Origin of the sequence: uncultured Caulobacter sp. (genome assembly GCF_947036865.1) — a bacterium.
In the GTDB taxonomy this organism is placed as follows: domain Bacteria; phylum Pseudomonadota; class Alphaproteobacteria; order Caulobacterales; family Caulobacteraceae; genus Caulobacter.
Genome location: NZ_CAMQSF010000002.1, coordinates 169,802 through 190,224 on the forward strand (window position 1 = coordinate 169,802; position 20,423 = coordinate 190,224).

The window sequence follows — 20,423 nt, forward strand, 5'->3', positions numbered from 1 at the left end:
CTTTGTCGACAGACGGGCGCTTGAGGGCGCCCGTTTTGCTTTCGGGGGTTCGTCATGAAGACGCTGCTGGCCGCCTCGGCCGCCATTCTGGTCCTCGGCGCCGTCGCCGCGCCCGCGTCCGCCCAAACGGTCGAGCGCCGCGAGATCGGCAATCAGATCCTGGAGAACGTGCCGGTCGCGTCACCGGCGATCCGCGAGGGTCTGGCCCGCTATCAGAACGCCCGCTCGGCGAGCTTCGACGACTGGGCCCCCGGCGGCATGATCATCACGACGCGCTTTGGCAACACCAACCAGCTGCACGTCGTGGCCGCGCCGGGCGCCGATCGCAGCCAGATCACCTTCTATGACGAGCCCGTCGCCAGCGCCCGCGCGCTGCCGGGCGGCCGCATCCTGTTCTCCAAGGACACCGGCGGCGACGAGTGGTTCCAGCTCTTCCTGCGCGACGCCGACGGCAAGACCGCTCAGCTGACCGAGACCGGCACGCGCAATCAGTCGCCGGCCTGGTCGCGGGACGGGTCGGTCCTGGTCTGGGCGCGCGCGGTCAAGGGTTCTGCCGACTACGACGTGCTGATGCGCGATCCCTCCGGCGCGACGAAGGTGATCCACAAGGGTCAGGGTCAGGTCTCGCCGGTGGCGGTGTCTCCGGACGGCAAGACGGTCCTTCTCGCCCGCTACTTCTCGGTCAACGAGAGCAAGGTCTGGCTGCTGGACGTGGCCAGCGGCAAGCTGACCGAGCTCAATCCCCCGGCCAAGGGCAAGACGACCAAGATCGCCTACAGCGGCGGGACCTTCACGCCCGACGGCAAGAGCGTTCTGATGCTGTCGGACGAGGGCTCGGATTTCGTCCGCCTGGTCCAGTTCGATCTCGCCACGGGCGCCAAGACCGTCCTGTCGGGCGAGCGTCCGTGGGACGTCGAGGACTTCGCGCTGTCGGACGATGGCGGGACCTTGGCCTATGTCGTCAACGAGGACGGCTACTCCAAGGTCGTCGTGCAGGACGTCCGCGCCCGCCGCGCCTTGCCCCAGCCGGCCCTGCCGGCCGGCGTCGTCTCGGGCCTGGCCTTCTCGCCGGACGGGAGCAAGCTCGGCTTCAGCCTGGCCTCGCCGACGGCGGCCAGCGACGCCTGGAGCTGGGGCGTCAACGACGGCAAGCTGGAGCGGTGGACCACCTCGGAGCTGGGCGGCCTCGACCCCACGGCGCTGGCGACGCCGACGCTCGTGCGGTTCCCGTCCTTCGACAAGCGTTCGATCCCGGCCTTCATCTACAAGCCGAAACTGGCCGCCGGCCAAAAGGCGCCGGTGATCATCAATATCCACGGCGGTCCCGAGGGCCAGTCGCGGCCGACCTTCGACACCTTCAGCCAGCACGCGGTGGCCGAGCTCGGCGCCGCGGTGATCCTGACCAACGTCCGCGGGTCGACCGGCTACGGCAAGACCTATCTCAATCTCGACAACGCCGAAAAGCGCGAGGACTCGGTCAAGGACATCGGCGCCCTGCTGGACTGGATCAAGACCCAGCCCGACCTGGATCCCAGCCGGGTGGTGGTCTATGGCGGCTCGTACGGCGGCTACATGTCGCTGGCCGTGATGACCCACTATTCGGACCGCATGGCCGGCGGCATCGAGATGTTCGGCATCTCGAACTTCGTGTCGTTCCTCCAGAACACCGAAGCCTATCGCCGCGACCTGCGCCGGGCCGAATACGGCGACGAGCGCGACCCGAAGATGCTGAAGGCCTTCGAGACGATCTCGCCGATGAACAGCGTCAACAAGATCACCAAGCCGATGCTGGTCATGCAGGGCTGGAACGATCCGCGCGTGCCGAAGTCCGAGTCCGACCAGGTGGTCGCCAAGCTGCGCGGTCAGGGCGTCGAGACCTGGTACGTGCAGTTCAAGGACGAGGGGCACGGCTTCCGCAAGAAGATCAATGTCGACCGTCGCCGCGAGGTCGAGGTGCAGTTCCTGCAAAAGGTGATGGGAATTTCCCCATCCAAATAGGGCTTCCGAAGCTTGGCCATTGCGCTCGGCGCCGACCTCGGTCATGCACTGAGCCTGATGGCTAAGCTTTCCACATCGCTCGACGACGTCTTCCTGGCGCTGACCGACCCGACCCGGCGCGCGATCCTTAGCCGCCTGGGCCAGGGTCCGGCGAGCGTGGGCGAGTTGGCCGCGCCGTTCGACATGGCTCTGACCTCGTTCATGAAACACCTGAAGATTCTGGAGCGCGCCGGCTGGATCACCACGGCCAAGGCGGGGCGCGTGCGCACCTGCGCCATCGTCACCGAGCGCTTCGCCGACGTGGGCGCTTGGGTTTACGCCCACCGGGCGCTCTGGGAGGCCTGACGTCAGGGTGACGTTGCCGCGGCGGCGAGGCCGTGCCAGGGTCCGTTTCCTATCAAAACGGGAGGCGACTCGTGGCCAAGCTGAACTATCTGACGGTGGGCTCGAACGATCTGGAGAAGGCCAAGGGGTTCTATGACGCCCTGCTGGGCTCGATCGGCTTTAGGCCGCTGTTCGAGCATCCGTCGGGCGGACGGCTCTATCGCGGCGATGGCTGCATGTTCGGGGTGCTGGGGCCGCACGACGGCAACCCGGCCTGTATCGGCAACGGGATGATGGGCGGCTTCGCCTTCGACACGGTCGAGGCGGTCGACGCCTTCCACGCCAAGGCCCTGGAACTGGGCGCTCAATGCGAGGGCCCGCCGGGCGAGCGGATGCCGCGCGCCTATTTCGCCTATTTCCGCGACCTGGATGGCAACAAGCTCTGCGGCTACAAGCTGGGCTGAAGCCGCGTGTGGCGTCGGCCGACGACACCGCTTAAGAACGCCGGATGGCGTCGGCCGCACTGCTTTCCCTGACCCTGACGGACTTCCGCTCGTACGAGCGCGCGCGCCTGGAGACCGGCGGGCGCAGCGTCTATCTGTTCGGGGCCAACGGGGCGGGGAAGACCAATCTTCTCGAGGCCATCAGCCTGCTGACGCCCGGCAAGGGCCTGCGCGGCGCCAGCCTGACCGAGGTGGGACGCCGCCTGCCGGGCGAAGCCGTGGGCCGCCCGTGGGCGGTGGCGGCCGAGGCGGAGGCGGACGACGAGGCGCCGATCCGGATCGGCACGGGCGTCGAGCAGGGCGGCGCGGCTCGGCGGATCGTGCGCATCGAGGGCGAGACCGTCCCGCCCGGCCGCCTGGCCGATCATGTCCGGCCGATCTGGCTGACCCCCGCCCAGGACCGCCTGTTCCTGGAGGCCGCCTCCGAGCGTCGCCGCTTCTTCGATCGCCTGGTCTTCGCGGGCGAGCCCGCCCACGCCGCCAACGCCAACGCCTATGACAAGGCCCAGCGCGAGCGGATGAAGCTGCTGACCGAGGCCTTCGAGCGCGGCGCGTCGCCCGACGCGACCTGGCTGAACGCGCTGGAGGCGCGTCTCGCCGAGGCCGGCGCCCTGCTGGCCGAGGCCCGCGCGCGGACGCTGCGGGCGCTTCAGGCCGAGATCGACGGGCGCGGCGACCGGCCCTTCCCGCAGGCCAGGCTGACGCTGACCGGCGATTGGGAGAAGATGGCCCTCGAGGGCGTCGCGTTCGCCGAGATCGAGGCCAGGCTGGCCGCCGCCCTCGCCGCCGCGCGGCCCCGGGACGGCGCCGCCGGCCGGGCCCTGACGGGTCCTCACCGGGGCGATCTGGCCATCTTTCATGTCGAGAAGGACCGTCCGGCGGCGGAGTGCTCGACCGGAGAGCAGAAAGCCCTGATTTTGAACCTCGTTCTGGCCCAGGCCGCGCGACTTTCGCGTGCGGAAGCCGCGCCGAATCCTGTAATATTGCTCGACGAAGTCGCCGCGCATCTCGACCTGACCAGGCGAGCGGCGCTGGCCGACGAACTCACGGCGCTCAAGCTCCAGGCCTTCCTCACCGGCACGGACGAGTCGCTGTTCGACCATCTCAAGGGTCGGGCTTTGGGCGTTCGCGTCAGCGACGCCGGCCTGACTCCAGTGAGCGCCTAGCTCTGGAAGACGAATGACCGAGAACACCGAAGACCAAGGTTCCGAACCGCCGACCCCGGAGATGACGACCGAGGAAGCCGCCGCTCAGTACGGGGCCGACTCGATCAAGGTGCTGAAGGGGCTCGACGCGGTCCGCAAGCGCCCGGGCATGTATATCGGCGACACCGACGACGGTTCGGGCCTGCACCACATGGTCTACGAGGTGGTCGACAACGCCATCGACGAGGCCCTGGCCGGCCACGCCACCAAGGTGCAGGTGATCCTCAACGCCGACGGCTCGGTGACGGTCACCGACGACGGGCGCGGCATCCCGACCGACATCCACGAAGGCGAGGGCGTCTCGGCGGCCGAGGTCATCATGACCCAGCTGCACGCGGGCGGTAAGTTCGACCAGAACAGCTACAAGGTCTCGGGCGGCCTGCACGGGGTCGGCGTCTCGGTGGTCAACGCGCTGTCGGACTGGCTGGAGCTGCTGATCCACCGCAATGGCAAGGTCCACCAGATGCGCTTCGAGCGCGGCGACGCGGTGACCTCGCTGGCGGTGACCGGCGACTCGCCGATCCGCGAGGACGGGCCCAAGGCCGGCGAGGTGCTGACCGGCACGGAAGTGACGTTCTTCCCGTCGAAGGACACCTTCGCGTTCATCGAGTTCGATCGGAAGACGCTGGAGCACCGGCTGCGGGAGCTGGCGTTCCTGAACTCGGGCGTGACAATCTGGTTCAAGGACCATCGCGGCGCCGAGCCCTGGGAAGAGAAGCTGTTCTTCGAGGGCGGCATCGAGGCGTTCGTCCGTCACCTCGACAAGGTCAAGACGCCGCTTCTGAAGGCGCCGATCGCGGTCAAGGGCGTCAAGGACAAGGTCGAGGTCGACCTCGCCATGTGGTGGAACGACAGCTACCACGAGCAGATGCTGTGCTTCACCAACAACATCCCGCAGCGGGATGGCGGCACGCACCTGTCGGCCTTCCGCGCGGCCCTGACCCGGATCATCACCAACTACGCGGAAAGCTCCGGCATTCTGAAGAAGGAAAAGGTTAGCCTTGGGGGTGAGGATGCCCGCGAAGGCCTGACCTGCGTGCTGTCGGTCAAGGTGCCCGATCCGAAGTTCAGCTCGCAGACCAAGGACAAGCTGGTCTCGTCGGAAGTGCGGCCGGCGGTCGAGAATCTGGTGTCGGAAGGCCTGTCGACCTGGTTCGAGGAGCATCCCAACGAGGCCAAGGCCATCGTCAGCAAGATCGCCGAGGCAGCCGCGGCCCGGGAAGCCGCCCGCAAGGCGCGGGAGCTGACTCGTCGCAAGAGCGCCCTCGACATCACCTCGCTGCCCGGCAAGCTGGCCGACTGTTCCGAGCGCGACCCGGCCAAGTCCGAGATCTTCATCGTCGAGGGCGACTCGGCCGGCGGTTCGGCCAAGCAGGCGCGTAATCGCGACAACCAGGCCGTCCTGCCCCTGCGCGGCAAGATCCTGAACGTCGAGCGCGCCCGCTTCGACAAGATGCTGTCGTCGGACCAGATCGGCACCTTGATCACCGCCCTGGGGGCCGGCATCGGGCGCGACGACTTCAACCCGGACAAGGTGCGCTACCACAAGATCGTGCTGATGACCGACGCCGACGTCGACGGCGCCCACATCCGCACGCTGCTGCTGACCTTCTTCTACCGGCAGATGCCGGAACTGATCGAGCGCGGCTACATCTACATCGCCCAGCCGCCTCTTTATAAAGCCAGCAAGGGCAAGTCCTCGCGCTATCTGAAGGACGACGCCGAGATGGACGCCTTCCTGGTCGACGAAGGCGTCGACGGGGCGGAGCTGGACCTGTCGTCGGGCGAGCGCATGACCGGCCAGGACCTGTTGGCCCTGGTGCAGATGTGCCGTTCGGCCAAGGCCAATATCGACCGTCTGGCCGCGCGGGCCCCGGCCTCGGCCATCGAACAGGCGGCGCTCGCGGGCCTGCTGGGCGAGACGCCGGACGCCGCCGCGGCTGCCACGCGTCTGGATCTCTACGCCGAGGAGGGCGACGGGCCCTGGAGCGGCGAGCGCGGCGAGACCGGCTTCGTCTTCAGTCGCGTGCGCCGGGGCGTTTCCGAGCGCGTGGTGCTGGACGACATCCTGCTGCACGCGGCCGACGCCCGCCGCCTGGCCGAACGGGCGGTCAAGCTGGCGGAGATCTTCGCCGGCCGCGCGGTGTTCCGCCGCAAGGACAAGTCGACGACGGTCCGCGGACCGCTCGACCTGGTCAACGCGGTGCTGGACGCCGGCCGCAAGGGCCTGACCATCCAGCGCTACAAGGGGCTGGGCGAGATGAACCCCGACCAACTCTGGGAGACCACGCTGGACGCCGAGGCCCGCACCCTGCTGCAGGTGCGGGTGAATCACGCCGACGACGCCGACGACATGTTCAGCCGCCTGATGGGCGATCTGGTGGAGCCGCGCCGCGAGTTCATCCAGGAGAACGCGTTGGACGCCGAGGTCGACGTCTAACGCTGAGCCTTACAGCTTAGCATAGCCAGACCTGTTTGTTCGGTAAGCGCCGGGCGCCCAAACGAGGGGCGACCCGGCGTTTTCTTTTTCTGAAACGTCCATTCCGGCTTGGTGGGCGCGTCCATGCGCGTCGCCCGAAGATGACGGGAGCGTCATCGTGCCAAGGTCGGGCCGATTCGCCCGAGAGTTCGCTGTGGGGCGCGTAAGGCATGGAACAGGACGTCAGTCTTCGTCCGGAACGGATCCTGGACCTCTCGGAGCGGCTGTCCGCCGTGGCGGGCGCCAAGATCGGCGAGATCGCCAGGGTCAACCGCGCGGCCAAGATGCTCGCCATCAACGCCTTGATCGTGGCCGCTCGCGCCGGGGAGGCGGGCAAGGGCTTCGCCATCGTGGCCGAGGAGTTCAAGAAGATCTCCACCGAGATCGACGCCGTCGCCGCGGCGTTGGAGAGCCAGGTGCGGGCCGATCTCGATGAGCTGTCGGCGATCGGCGGGGCCATCCTGGGGCATATGCGCGGTCAGCGGCTGGCGGACCTGGCCCTGAACGCCATCGAGATCGTCGACCGAAATCTCTATGAACGAACCTGCGACGTCCGGTGGTGGGCCACGGACTCGGCGGTCGTGGCGTGCCTGGCCGACGGCGATCCCGGGGCGGTCCGTCATGCCAGCGAGCGGCTCGGGGTGATCCTCGACGCCTACACGGTCTATCTGGACCTCTGGATCTGCGACACCGCCGGCCGGGTGGTCGCCAACGGTCGACCCGGCCGCTATCCCGGCGTCGCCGGCCGGTCGGTCGCCGAGGCGCGCTGGTTTCAGGAAGGCCTGTGCACCGCCAGCGGCGATGATTTCGTGGCCTGCGACATCGAACTGAGCCGCGCCTTGGGCGATGCGCCCGTCGCCACCTACGCCACCGCCATCCGCGAGGGCGGCCAGGCCCAGGGCAAGGTCCTGGGCGTCCTGGGCGTGCATTTCGACTGGCGCCCGCAGGCTCAGGCCGTGGTCGAGGGCGTGCGGCTGACCGCCGAGGAGCGAGAGCGCTCACGCGTCCTGTTACTTGATCAAAAGGGCCGAGTATTGGCGGCTTCGGACGGCAAGGGCGTCCTGAGCGAAATTTTCCCGCTCGATATTTCCGCTGGACCGATGGGCAGTTACGCCGACGGCGACAAGACCGTGGGCTATGCTCTCACCCCCGGCTACGAGACCTATGCCGGACTGGGCTGGTACGGGTGTCTGGTGCAAAGGCGACACACCTCGACCGAAACCGGAGTCGCGGCCTAGCCTTATTGGAAAAACATCACGCCACAGGATCGAACTATTTGTTCGCGCCCGAGGCGAAAACGACCAGATTCTCAGCATTAACCACGGAATCTCGTGTCGCAACATTGCCAGACGGCGTCGTACATGGTTTTTTAGCCTCAACCAAAACGCCAATTAAATCTCTGTGTAACTGCCTTGGCGGGGCAAACGCGTCACAATCCTAGTCTATGTGGGCGTTGGCGTACTCTTTCTCGGGAAAATCGCGCCCCGGTGTGATCTTCGGGAAACGGTGTCGCCGAGAAATCGGCGAAAAGTCGTAATCTGGGCTAGAGCATTCGTTTACGTTGTCCTAAAGGGACGTCGTTCAATTGGAGGGAGCAGTCATGGCTTCTAAGCGTCAGGTGATCGCGGTGGCGATCGCGTCGATGGTCGTCGCCGGCCTTTCGGTGGCCGAAAGCGCCGCCTGGGCGCAAACGTCGCCGGCTCAGGGTTCTAATCAAGCCCAACCCACCGTCTCGCTCGCGGACCAGATCGCGTCGGCCGCCGCGGCCGCCCAGGCCGATCCGAGCTTCGCGAGCAAGACCCCGGCTCAAAAGACGGCCGCCATCAAGGCCGCCGTCGCCGCCGTGCTGGCGAGCGGCTCCTACACGACCGCGGAAATCCAGAGCGCTCTGGTGAGCGCCGTCAGCAACGGCCAACTCAGCGCCGTGATGGCCGTCTCGGTGGCGCAGGGCGTTTCGGGCTCGCTCGCTCAGAGCGTGGCTCAGTCCTCGGCGGTCTCCGCCCAACTGCAGGCGCAGGGCATCACGACCAACGTCACGACCTCTTCGGTCACGAGCGACGGCGGCGCGCCGAGCGTTCTGGTCAGCCTCTATTCGGCGGCGAACACCAGCACCAACACGACGACGACCACGAGCTCTTCCAGCTCGACCACGACGACCACGCCGGCTCCGTACGATCCGTGCGCGGGCGTGACCGCCGCCTATTGCGGCGGCTAGGCTAAAGGACTTCTCGCGGCGGACCAGCGCGTCACGACATGCGCCGGCTGTCGCCTACTGGTGGGGATTATAACATGCGACTTCTGACGTGCTCGGCCATAGCGGCCTGTATCGCGTTGTCCGCGCCGCAATTCGCGCAGGCGCAGGACCTTGGTTCCAATTTCAAGCGCGACAAGAACGTTTCCGTTCGCCAGCGTCCCCGCCCGGATTACGAAGCGGCGGGCCAAAAGGCCGGCGGCTTCACGCTGTATCCGCGCGTGACGGTCGATCTTGAGCATAACGACAACATCTACGCCTCGGCCGTGAAGGTCAGCGATGAGATCTGGCGCGTGAAGCCGGAGCTGGCCGTGCGTTCGGACTGGTCGCGCAACGCGCTCGGCTTCTTCGCGGGCGGCAACATCATCCGCTACGGCGACAACAGCACCGAAAACGCCGAGGAATTCACCGCTTCGGCGAACGGCCGCATCGATATCGAGCGCGGCTCCAACATCACCGGCCAGGTCCAAACCCAGTCGCTGGTCGAACCGCGCACGAACCCGAGCGCTCCCCAGTCCGCCACGACGCCGGTGAAATACAATCTGAACTCCGGGTCGATCGTCCTGACGAAGGAGTTCAATCGCCTTCGTGTCTTGGGGCGCCTGGAAGATCGCGACTACAATTACAAGGACGTCCGCAATAAGAGCGGCGGCGTCATCGACCAGGACTTCCGGGACCGCAACGAGTTCGTCTATGGCGGTCGCGCCGAATACGCCGTGAGCCCCGACACCGCGATCTATGTCGCGGCCACGGGCAACAAGAAGAGCTACGACACCAAGGTCGTGGGTCAGGACCGGAGCTCCGACGGCTATGTCGTGGGCGCGGGCGCCGATTTCGACGTGTCCGAACTGGTGCGCGGCGACATCCAGGTCGGCTACATGAAGCAGTCGTACGATTACGCTCAGTTCAAGAGCATCAGCGGCTTCAACGCGTCCGGCCGGGTGGAGTGGTTCCCGACCCAGCTTACGACGGTGGGCATCAACGGCTCGCGGACCATCGAGGAATCGACGGCGCCGCGTTCGCAAGGCTTCATCTCGACCAACATCGGGGCCTCGATCGACCACGAGCTGCTGCGGAACGTTCTGCTCTCGGCCGCCTACAGCCACGGCAACGACGCCTACAAGGGCATTGATCGCACCGACAAGCGCGACAATTTCTCGGCGACCGCCAGCTACCTGCTGAACCGCCGCGTGGGTCTGTTCCTGACCTACAACTATCTGAAGCAGGCCTCGTCGGGCGCGCCCGTCGATCGCGGCGCGTCGTTCAAGGACAACAAGCTGATCGCCTCCGTGGCGCTGCAGTTCTAAGAACGTCCACGAAACGGCAAGGTTTGCCGATTACTGAGAGTGGTTATGGACGGCTCCGGTTTTGAAACTTCGAACGCTCCGGTGAATGACACCGGAGCGTTGTCTTTTGATCTGAACGTCGCGATCGCGACCTTCAGGCGACGCTTCCGCCTGTTCGCGGCGGTGGCGGTCGTGGTGTTCGCGGCGGTGGTGTTGTTCACCCTGCAGCAGACGCCGCGTTACACCGCGGTCGCGCAGGTGATGCTCGACGTGCGGAAGGAACAGGTCACCGACATGAGCGCGGTGCTCTCGGGTCTGCCGGCGGACTCGTCCGTCGTCGACACCGAGGTCGAGGTGCTCAAGTCGCGCTCGCTCGCCGGCCGCGTGGTCAAGGAGCTGAAGCTCGAACAGGATCCGTATTTCAACCCCTATCTCGCGGGCGGGAAGGGACCGACGGCGTGGCTGTTCACGCTGAAGAAAGCCGCTTCGCCCACCGCGACCCAGGACCCCGCCGAACTGCAGCGTCGACGTGAGCGCATCGTCGACAATCTGCTGGGCGGCCTGAAGGTGCGTCGCGCCGGCCTGACCTATCTGATCTCGATCGAGTACACCCACGTCAATCCGAAGCGCGCGGCCGAACTGGCCAACGCCTTCGCCAATCTCTACCTGACCGAACAGCTGGAGGCGAAGTTCGACGCGACCCAGAAGGCCAATGAATGGCTGGACACCCGGGTCGCCGAACTGCGCGAGCAGGTCCAGCAGGCCGACGCCGCGGTCCAGCAGTACAAGATCGAGCACAACCTGCTCAGCGCCGAGGGCGCGACCCTGACCGAGCAAGAGATCTCGGGCCTGAACCAGCAGCTGGCCCTGAGCCAGGCCTCGCAGGCCGAGACCGAGGCGCGCCTGAACATCGCGCGTCAGCAACTGGCCAAGGGCAGCACCGGCGAGGACGTCGGCGAGTCGCTGAATTCGCCGGTGGTGCAGCAGCTGCGCAAGCAGCGCGCCGAGAAGAGCGCCCAGGTCGCCGATCTCAGCGGTCGCTACGGCGAACGTCACCCGGATCTTCTGAAGGCCAAGCGCGAGCTGGCCGACATCGATACGCAGATCCAGGCCGAAATCCGCCGCATCATCTCCAATCTGGAAGCCCAGGCCCAGGTCGCGCGTCAGCGCACCGGTTCGGTGGCCTCGAGCGTGTCGCGTTCCAAGGGAACCCTGGCCGGCAATAACCGCGCCAGCATCGGCCTGGCCGAGCTGGAGCGGAAGTCCCAGTCGGTCAAGACGCTGTACGAAAGCCTCCTGTCTCGCTTCAAGCAGACCACGACCTCGGAAGGCATCGAGCAGGCCGACGCCCGCGTGGTGTCGCCGGCCAAGATCCCGACCGGCCCGAGCTATCCCAAGCCGTCGTTGAACCTGGCCCTTGGCCTGGTGCTGGCGCTGGGCGCCGGCGCGGCGGCGGTGGTGCTGGCCGAAATCCTGATGGCCGGCCTGTTCACCGAGGAAGAGGTCGAGCGTCGCCTGGGCCTGCCCTATCTGGGCGCGGTGCCCACGCTGGGCACCACGGTGGACGACGCCAAGACTCTGAAGGGCATGACGCCGCCGGACTACCTGCTGGCCAAGCCGCTCTCCAGCTTCGCCGAAAGCCTGCGCAAGCTGCGCGCCTCGATCCTGTTCTCCAAGGTCGGCGAGACGGTCAAGGTCATCGCGGTGACCTCGTCCCTGCCGGGCGAAGGCAAGACCACGACCACCTTCTCCCTGGCCCGCACGCTGGCGACCTCGGGCGCCAAGGTGGTGGTCGTCGACTGCGACCTGCGCCAGAGCGCCATCAGCCAGTTCCTGAAGGACACGCCGCCCGTGGGTCTGCTGGAAGTGCTGAACGGCGTCGCCACGCTGGACCAGGCGCTGATCGACGACGAAAGCGGCGCGCAGATCCTGCCGCTCGCCAAGTCCGCCTATACGCCTCGCGACGTCCTGGGCTCGGCGGCGATGCACCGTCTGTTGCAGGATCTGCGGAACCGCTACGAGATCGTGCTGCTGGACACCGCGCCGCTGCTGGCCATCGCCGACACCCGCATCCTAGCGCCGCACGCCGACGCCGTGGTGATGCTGGTGCGCTGGAAGAAGACGCCGGTGAAGGCCGTGCAGTCGGCTCTGGCCCTGTTGCAAGGCACGCGCGCGTTCATCGCCGGCGTGGCCCTCACGCAAATGGACCTCAAGGCCCAGTCCCGCTACGGCTACGGCGACTCCTATTATTACTACGCCAACTACCGAAAGTACTATGCGGACTAGGGGCCGGGCGGGCGCGGCGTCGTCCTCGGCGGCCAAGGCCCGAAAGCTGCAAACCTCCGAGGGCGTCGCGATCGGCGCCCTCATTGCTTTGTTGCTCGCCGAGGTGGTCGCGTTCGGCGCCAGCGACGTCGCCACGGCGGCGGTCTTCAACGCGCTTCACGCCGCCTTCCTGCTCGTCCTGGTGACGACCTGCGCCTGGGCCCGAAGGTCGCCGAGCGCACTCGGCGCGCTCTGGCCAGGCCTCTTGTCGGTCGCCTTGCTCATCGCGACGGCGTGGGCGCTGACGCCGTTCGGCCCCGGCGGAGCCCACCCGGTCTGGCGCTATCTCGGCGACCACGGCGGGGCCCTGACGGTGGATCGCTCGTCGGTGGCGCTCAACATCATCCGCCTGGCCGGCTTGGGTTGCCTGGTGCTGGCCGGACAGATCATCGGCGCCTCGGAGACGCGGCGTCGCGCGCTGTTCTGGTGGCTGCTGCTCGCGCTCGGCGCCTATGCCGCCCTGGCGATCATCGACTATGTCAGCCTGCGCGCGGACGGACGCCTGACCGCGACCCTGCTGAGCCCGAACACCGCGGCGACCCTGATGGGCGTCTGCCTGGTCTTCGCGGTGATGTTCTTCTCCCAGGGCCTTCAGCGCGCCGGCGGCGCGCTGACGCTGGACAAGCTGGGCCTCGACGCCAGCCTGAGCGTGGGCCTCGCCGCGGTGTTCGCCGTGACCCTGGCCATGACGGCCTCGCGCGCGGGGATTTTCGCCACGGTGATCGGCCTGGCGATCCTGCTGACCTGGCAGGTCCTGGCGCAGGGCCGGAAAGTTCGAGCCGTCGCCATTCTCGGCGGCGCGGCCATACTGCTGGTCGCGGTCGGCATCGCCATGCGCAGCGCCGATCTGACCGCCGCGCGCCTGGCGAACCTCGGCGGCGACGCGGCGATCCGCAAGGTGATCTTCGACGCGCACTGGCTGGCCTTCAAGGCCTCGCCCTGGTTCGGCTTCGGCTTGGGATCGTTCCCCATCGTCAATCAGCTGATCACGACCACCGAAACCCTTCCGGTGCTGTTCAACATCCGCGCCACCCACAACCTGTACCTCCAATGGCTGGAGGAGGCGGGCGTCGTCGGAAGTCTGGCGATGCTGGCCTGGCTGCTGGCGGCGGCGTGGCGCGCGGGCGCGGACGCGATCAAGCCGGGTCAGTCAGGGGCCCTGGCGCGCGCGGTGATCGCCGCCGGCGTCCTGGTGCTGGTGCACGGCCTCTCCGACTTCGCGGTCCAGGCGCCGGCCATGCAGGCGCTGTTCGCCGTCGGCCTGGGGGCGGTGACCTCGACCGCGCCGCCGCGCCGCGCGCGCAAGGACGTCCTGGGCTGGGGAACGCCGGCCTTCGCGGGGGTCGTGCTGGTGATCGCCGCCTCGACGGCCCTGCCCTTGGCCGCCGCCCGGTTCGGCGGCGATCTCTCGGCCATGCCCACGGCGTCGGCCGATGTGCTGGCTTCCGCGATCGAGGCTCGCCTCGCCCGCGACGATTCCGATCCCAAAACGCTGGCCGCCGCGCAGGCCCTCAGTCGACGCGAGCTCGCGCTGCGCCCCGGCTCCGGCTCGGCTTGGCTGCGTCAGGCCGCGGTCGACTACCGGCAGGGCGACGTCAGGGCGGCCAATCTGGCGCTCGAGCACTCGCTCGCCGTCGCGCCTCTGCAGACCAGCCTGTTCGCCAGCCGGACGCGGCTTGCCTACGAACACTGGCCGGAGCTGAGCCCCGACGCCCGTCGTCAGATTCTCTATCAGGCGCGGGTGGAGTTTGGCCGTCCCGACGGCGAGACGCGTCTGGCGGCGATCGCCAACAGTCTGCGCAATCCGTCGGGGAGGATCGCGCTGGCCTTTCTGATCGTCGCGGAGCGCGCCCGCCGAGGCGCGGCGCAGTAGGCGCGCCCGGCGCTCCTCGCCCGACCGTCAGAACAGCGCCGCCACGCTTTCGGCGCTGTAGGGCTTCTGCAGGACGGGAACATCACGGAAGCGATCGGGGAACGCCGCGCTATCGCCGAACCCCGTGCCGAAGGCGAACGGAACGCCGGCGTCTTGCAGCGCCTCGGCCACGGGGAAACTGGTCTCGGCGCCCAGATTGACGTCCAGGATCGCGAACGGCGGCAGCGCCTCGGCCAGGGCGTCGAGCGCCTGGGCCACGGCGGAGGCCACGAGGACCTCCTTGACGCCCAGACGGGTCAGCATGTCCTCCAGGTCGAGGGCGATGATCATGTTGTCCTCGAGCACCAGCATCCGCTCAGGGGCGCGGACGGGCGCGTCCGAGCGTCGGACCTGGGTCAGCGCGGCGGCGACGCCGTCGGTGCTGACATAGCGTCCGGGGATGCGGATTCTAGCCTGGAAGCCCTCGGGCCGGTAATCGAGCTCGACGGCGCCATCCAGATCATGCGGGATCGAGTGTTCGATGATCGTCGAGCCGAAGCCCCGTCGGGTTGGCGGCTTCACCGGCGGGCCATCATGCTCTCGCCAATCCAGGATCAGGTCGCCGCGCGCGTCGCGCGCCCAGCCGACGGCGACATGGCCGCGCGCGTCGCTGAGCGCGCCGTACTTGGCCGAGTTGGTCATCAGCTCATGGATGACCAGGGACAGGATCGAGAACGCCTCGGGCGCGAGGGCGATGGGCTCGCCGGACAGGCGTACGCGCGGGGTCTGGCCAGACAGATAGGCCTCGGCCTCGGCGACGATCAGGTCGCTGAGCGCGCCCGGACCCCACTGCTGCCGGGTGATCTGGTCGTGGGCGCGCGCCAGGGCCTGGACGCGGCCGCCGACCACCTCGGCGAAGGCCTCGACGCTGGGCGCGCCGACCTTGCTCTGGCTGATCAGGCCCCGGATCAGGCCCAGGATGTTGCGCACCCGGTGGTTCAGCTCGGCGATCAGCAGTTCCTGGCGCTGATTGGCGCGCTGACGCTCCTCGTCGGCGAGATCGGTCAGTCGGAAGACGATCTCCAGCAGGCTGACCCGCAGGCTCTCGGCCAGGGAGCGCTCGACCAGGGTCCAGGGGCGGCTCTGGCCACGCACGGTCTCTTCCCAGGCCTCGAAGCTCTTGCGCGGCGTCAACCGGTCGCCCAGCGGCCCGACTTGAACCAGCTTGGCCGGCTGACCGGCCCAGACCACCGTCTTGGCCTCCTCCTTGCGGAAAAAGATCAGATAGTCGCGCGGCGCCCGCGACAGCGGCACGGCCATCAGGCCGGCGGCCTTGTCGGTCCAGGCGGTGGCGGACGGTATCAGGGCGCTGATCTCGTTGGTGGCGAACACCGCGTGGGTGTCCTTTTCCCGCAGCAGGCGCAGCAGGGCGTGGACGTCGCTGGCGTCGGGCGTGGAGTCGCGCAGCGTCAGCCGCCCCTCCAGCCACAGGGCCAGGCCGTCGCACGGCACCAGACGGCACAGGTCGTCGAGAAAGGGGCTCAGGCTGTCGGCGCCCTGGGGCGAGGCGACGACGGCGGCCATCATGCGGTCGTGCAGACTGCGCGCTTCGGCCATGCGGCGGGTCTCGATCTCGCGCTCGCGGCTCTCCAGGGTCAGGGAGAACAGCTGGCCGAACAGCTCGGCGGCCGTTCGGCGCTCATAGCTGATGTGCTTGGGCGCGTAGTGGTGACAGGCGAACAGACCCCACAGCTTGCCGTCGCGCAGGATCGAGATCGACAGCGAGGCCGACACGCCCATATTGCGCAGATACTCCAGATGGATGGGCGAGACGGCGCGCAACATGCTCATCGACAGGTCGACGGGCTCGCCGGCCGGACTGGTCTGCGGAATGATCGGCGAGACCTCGGCGTCGACGTCGGCGATGATCCGCAGCCAGTTGCGCTCGTAGAGGGCGCGGGCCTGGGCGGGGATGTCGGAAGCCGGATAGCGTTGGCCCAGGAACGAGCCGACCCCCGGCCGCACCGACTCGGCGATCACCTCGCCGGCCCCGTCGTGGGCGAAGCGGTAGACCATGACCCGGTCGAACTCGGTCCGCGCCCGCACCTGCCGAGCGGCCTCGTGGCAGAACTCCTCGAAGGTCGGACGGGCGCTGATGCGGGCCGTCATCGAGCGCACGGCCGAGGCGGCCTCGATCAGGGTCTCGGCCTGGCTGGGCTCGCCCTCGATGATCAGCAGGCGCCCCGAATAATGCAGGGCGAGGTCGAAATCCTCGCCGCCGTCCAGCAGCGGCAGGCCGAAGATCCGCTCCACCGCGTCGGCGCCGCGCATCACCTGCAGACGCCCCCGGATCGTATGCAGGGCGTGGCCGTTCATGACGAGGGCCAGCGGCTTGCCGATCAGCTCGTCCGGCCGCAGGCCGAGATAGCGCAGGCTGGTCGTCGAGGCGTGGACCACGACCCAGTCGGAATTGACGGCCAGCAACACGCCGAACGGCTGCACCGAGCCGAGGATGTGGATCGGCTCGCGGTCGCAATTGCTGAGATCGACGTCAAACCCGGCCACGGGCGCCGCCTCGGACATTCAGGGCTCCTGACCGGGCGCCCACGGGGGCGCGGCTCTCGAACGCGTCCGAGAAGTATCGAAACCCATATCGCGCACCAGCCTCAGCCGCGTCTGTCCTGATCCCGACACTTTGCGCCTCAAGCCAGGCCAGAAACACGCGCCATGCCTCGCCAGCCTGGCCGTGGGTCAGATAGGCGACCGGCAGGTCGGGACCGGCGTCGCGAACCCGACGCGCCAGCACGCGACCGCCCAGACGAGAGCCCTCCAGGGTGTAGAGCAGGCCGACGCCAAAGCTTCGCGAGGGAACGAAGGCGCCCGGGGAGGATGGCGCCTCCAGCCCTAACGCGATGAGATCCCGCGCGAGCGCCGCGCGCCTCGTGCGCTCAGGCCAGTCCGGCAGCCAGTTCTGGACGCCCGCGCGTTCCAAGGCGATTTCCAGCGGCGTCAGGGCGGCGGCGGAGGCGGCCAGGAACGCGCCATAGCGATCGGGCGTGGCGACGCCGCGGGCCGCGATGAGGTCGTCGAGCGCGGCGTGGCGCTCGGCGGTGGCCCCGCGCAAGCGGTCGCGAAGCGAGATGTCGGACAAGCTTTCCCCCGGCGTATCGGCCCGATACGAGCACGGGGGCGAGACGATCCGTCCTAACGAGGCCCTCGCCGTTTGGTTCCCGCCACAGATGACAGCTCGGTAAGGTTTCCTCGCCGAACACCGGTGCTAGGGTCGCCGCGGACTGTTTCAGGAGATCCTCGCGCATGAACCGCACCGCCAAGCTCGCCTTCATGGCGGCAGCTCTCGCCAGCACCGCCCTGTCGCCCATGGCCACGGCGGCCCCGAAGGCCAAGCCCAAGGCGGCCGCCGCCGCGCCGGCGGTCTCGGCGATCAAGGTTCCGCCCATCGTCTATCAGCAGCGCGTGCTGCCCAACGGCCTGAAGGTCTTCACCTCGCGCGACACGACGACCCCGAACGTCTCCGTGCAAGTCTGGTACGGCGTCGGCTCCAAGGACGACCCCAACGGCCGCTCGGGCTTCGCGCACCTGTTCGAACACCTGATGTTCAAGGCCACCCGCAACATGCCCAGCGAGACGCTGGACCGGCTGACCGAGGACGTGGGCGGCTTCAACAACGCCTCCACCTGGGACGACTTCACCAACTATTACGAGGTCGCCCCGGCCAATCACCTGGAACGCCTGCTCTGGGCCGAGAGCGACCGCCTGAAGGGCCTGGTCATCGACCAGCCGGTCTTCGCCTCCGAGCGCGACGTCGTGAAGGAAGAGCTGCGCCAGCGGGTGCTGGCCGACCCCTATGGCCGCTTCTTCCGCCTGTCGATCCCGCAGCAGTCGTTCACGACCCACCCGTACAAGCGCCCGGGCATCGGCTCGATCGAGGAGCTGGACGCGGCCACGGTCGACGACGTGCGGGCTTTCCACCAGACCTATTACCGGCCGGACAACGCCGCCCTGATCGTGGTCGGCAACTTCGATCAGGCCAAGCTGGACGCGATGATCGACCGCTACTTCGCGCCGATCGCCAAGCCGGCTGGCGACATCCCCAAGGTCACCGTGGTCGAGCCGGCGCGCACGGGCCCGAGGACCGTCGCAACCTATGGCCCGAACGTGCCGCTGCCGGCGGTCGCCGTCACCTGGCTGGCGCCGTCCGCCTCGGACAAGGACGCCCCGGCCCTGACCGTGCTCGACGCGATCCTGTCGGCCGGCAAGTCCTCGCGTCTGTATGACAGCCTCGTCTATGACCAGAAGATCGCCCAGTCGGTGTTCTCGACCGCGCCCGACAACGCCCAGCCGGGTCTGTTCTATGTCGGCGCCATCATGGCCGGCGGCAAGACCGTGGCGCAGGGCGAGGCGGCCCTGCGCGCCCAGGTCGCCCGCCTGCGCGATGGCCTCGTCACCCCCGCCGAGCTGGCCGAGGCCAAGGCCGGGCTGCTGGCCGACGCCGTGCGTCGCCGCGAGCAGATCGATGGCCGCGGCTTCGCGATCGGTTTCGCCCTGGAGACGCAGGGCGACGCCGCCGCCGCCAACGCCAGCCTGGCCAAGCTGCAGGCGGTGACCGCCGCCGACGTCCAGCGGGTGGCGCGCAAGTACCTGGCCGACGACCGCCGCACCGTGATCACCTATCTTTCGGAAAAGGACCGTCCAGCCGGTGAAAAGGACCCGACGCCGCCGATCCCGAAAGTCGCCTCGGTGCAGTACAACGGTCCGGTCACGACCCTGGCCCCGGAAGCCGAGCGTGAAAAGCCGCCCGCCATCGCCGCGCCGGTCGCCGCCGCGCTGCCGACACCGGCCGAGAAGACCCTGGCCAACGGTTTGCGGGTCATCGTCGCCAAGTCCAGCGACCTGCCGCTGATCACCGCCGATCTGACCGTCAAGGGCGGCGCCAGTTCGGACCCGTCCGGCCTGGCGGGCGCTTCCAGCCTGACCGCCGAACTGCTGACCGAGGGCACGACCAGCCGTTCGGCCACGCAGGTCGCCCGCGAGACCGAGGCGCTCGGCGCCAACCTCCAGGCCGGCTCCGGCTGGGAGGCCGCGTCGCTGACCCTCAGCGTCACGGCCAACAACGCCGCCCCGGCCATGGCCATCATGGCCGACGTCGCCCAGCACCCGGCCTTCTCGGCGGCCGAGCTGGACCGCGTGCGCGCCGAGACGCTCGACAGTCTGTCGGTGTCGTTCCAGCGCCCCGGCAGCCTGGCCGGCTTCGCGACCGCGCCCGTCCTCTATGCCGGCTCGGCCTATGGTCACGTCGCCGGCGGCACGCCGGGCTCGTTGCCCAAGATCAAGCGCGACGATCTGGCCCGGACCCACGCGGCCTACTGGCGTCCCGACAACGCCGTGCTGGTGCTGACCGGCAACCTGACGCCAGAGGCGGGCTTCGCCCTCGCCGAGAAGGCGTTCGGATCCTGGAAGAAGCCCGCCGGCGCGCCGCCCGCCCCGCCGGCCGCCCCGACCGGCTACACGCCGCGCAACCTGGTGATCGACCTGCCCGGCACCGGCCAGGCCGCCGTCGTGCTGGCCAAGCCGGCCATCACCCGCGCCGACCCCAACTACTATCAGGGCGTGGTCGCCAACACCGTCCTGGGCGTGGGCTTCTCGTCGCGGCTTAACCAGGAGATCCGCATCAAGCGCGGCCTGTCCTATGGCGCGGGCTCCAGCCTGACGCCTCAGGGACGGTTCGGCGGCTTCTCGGCCCGCGTGCAGACCAAGAACCCGTCCGCGGCCGAGGTCATCACCCTGACCCGGGCCGAGATCGGCCGCCTGGCCGCCGAGCCGACGCCCGTCGGCGAGCTGAACGCCCGCAAGTCGGTGCTGGTCGGCGAGTTCGGCCGCGAGCTCGGCGCCTCGGAAGGACTGGCGAGCATCCTGGGCAATCTCGCCGTCTATGGCGTGCCGCTGACCGAGATCCAAAGCTACGCCGCCAAGGTCGAGGCCGTGAGCCCCGAAGAGGTTCAAGCCTTCGCCAAGGCCAAGCTCGATCCGAACCAGATGAGCGTCATCGTCGCCGGCGACGCCAAGGCGATGGGCGAGGATCTCGCCAAGGCCGCGCCCAACGCCACGGTGATCCCGGCGGCCAAGCTCGACCTCGATGCTCCGGGCTTGACCAAGTAGGGAACGAAAAGGCCCCACGATCC

At 68.3% G+C, this 20,423-nt stretch carries 13 protein-coding genes; 11 read left to right on the plus strand and 2 right to left on the minus strand.

The window, feature by feature from the left end:
* Window positions 1-54 precede the first annotated feature (54 nt).
* From Q0V34_RS02890 to Q0V34_RS02935, 10 genes are all read left to right on the plus strand, one after another.
* Window positions 55-1,998, plus strand: coding sequence for a S9 family peptidase (locus Q0V34_RS02890; protein ID WP_297507439.1), 1,944 nt, complete (start codon window positions 55-57; stop codon window positions 1,996-1,998).
* 57 nt (window positions 1,999-2,055) lie between these two features.
* Window positions 2,056-2,343: a helix-turn-helix transcriptional regulator gene (locus tag Q0V34_RS02895; RefSeq protein ID WP_297507441.1), complete on the plus strand. Its 288-nt coding sequence runs from the start codon at window positions 2,056-2,058 to the stop codon at window positions 2,341-2,343.
* A gap of 71 nt (window positions 2,344-2,414) precedes the next feature.
* Window positions 2,415-2,786: a VOC family protein gene (locus Q0V34_RS02900; protein WP_297507445.1), complete on the plus strand. Its 372-nt coding sequence runs from the start codon at window positions 2,415-2,417 to the stop codon at window positions 2,784-2,786.
* Window positions 2,787-2,830: 44 nt separating this feature from the next.
* Window positions 2,831-3,991 (plus strand): DNA replication/repair protein RecF, encoded by a 1,161-nt coding sequence (recF, locus tag Q0V34_RS02905; protein ID WP_297507448.1) that lies wholly within the window; start codon window positions 2,831-2,833, stop codon window positions 3,989-3,991.
* Window positions 3,992-4,004: 13 nt separating this feature from the next.
* Entirely contained in the window at window positions 4,005-6,470 is a 2,466-nt protein-coding gene (gene gyrB, locus Q0V34_RS02910; protein ID WP_297507451.1) for a DNA topoisomerase (ATP-hydrolyzing) subunit B, read from the plus strand.
* 209 nt (window positions 6,471-6,679) lie between these two features.
* On the plus strand, window positions 6,680-7,747 hold the full coding sequence (locus Q0V34_RS02915; protein ID WP_297507454.1) for a methyl-accepting chemotaxis protein: 1,068 nt from the start codon (window positions 6,680-6,682) through the stop codon (window positions 7,745-7,747).
* 362 nt (window positions 7,748-8,109) lie between these two features.
* Window positions 8,110-8,724, plus strand: a complete 615-nt coding sequence (locus Q0V34_RS02920; RefSeq protein ID WP_297507457.1) for a hypothetical protein — start codon at window positions 8,110-8,112, stop codon at window positions 8,722-8,724.
* A 74-nt stretch (window positions 8,725-8,798) separates the two neighbouring features.
* A complete protein-coding gene (locus Q0V34_RS02925) occupies window positions 8,799-10,067 on the plus strand; it encodes an outer membrane beta-barrel protein (RefSeq protein WP_297507460.1) in 1,269 nt (422 codons plus the stop codon).
* 45 nt (window positions 10,068-10,112) lie between these two features.
* Window positions 10,113-12,332: a polysaccharide biosynthesis tyrosine autokinase gene (locus Q0V34_RS02930; protein WP_297507462.1), complete on the plus strand. Its 2,220-nt coding sequence runs from the start codon at window positions 10,113-10,115 to the stop codon at window positions 12,330-12,332.
* Window positions 12,322-14,244, plus strand: a complete 1,923-nt coding sequence (locus Q0V34_RS02935; protein WP_297507464.1) for an O-antigen ligase — start codon at window positions 12,322-12,324, stop codon at window positions 14,242-14,244. Before Q0V34_RS02930 ends, Q0V34_RS02935 begins: the two co-directional genes overlap by 11 nt.
* Window positions 14,245-14,271: 27 nt before the next feature.
* Here the strand turns inward: Q0V34_RS02935 and Q0V34_RS02940 are convergent, their stop codons facing one another.
* Both Q0V34_RS02940 and Q0V34_RS02945 read right to left on the minus strand, forming a co-directional pair.
* Window positions 14,272-16,806, minus strand: a complete 2,535-nt coding sequence (locus Q0V34_RS02940) for an HWE histidine kinase domain-containing protein (protein WP_297507467.1) — start codon at window positions 16,804-16,806, stop codon at window positions 14,272-14,274.
* On the minus strand, window positions 16,775-17,374 hold the full coding sequence (locus tag Q0V34_RS02945) for a biliverdin-producing heme oxygenase (RefSeq protein ID WP_297507470.1): 600 nt from the start codon (window positions 17,372-17,374) through the stop codon (window positions 16,775-16,777). The genes Q0V34_RS02940 and Q0V34_RS02945 overlap by 32 nt, the downstream gene beginning before the upstream one ends.
* 164 nt (window positions 17,375-17,538) lie before the next feature.
* Between Q0V34_RS02945 and Q0V34_RS02950 the strand changes: the two genes are divergently transcribed.
* Entirely contained in the window at window positions 17,539-20,400 is a 2,862-nt protein-coding gene (locus tag Q0V34_RS02950) for a pitrilysin family protein (RefSeq protein WP_297507472.1), read from the plus strand.
* Window positions 20,401-20,423 lie beyond the last annotated feature (23 nt).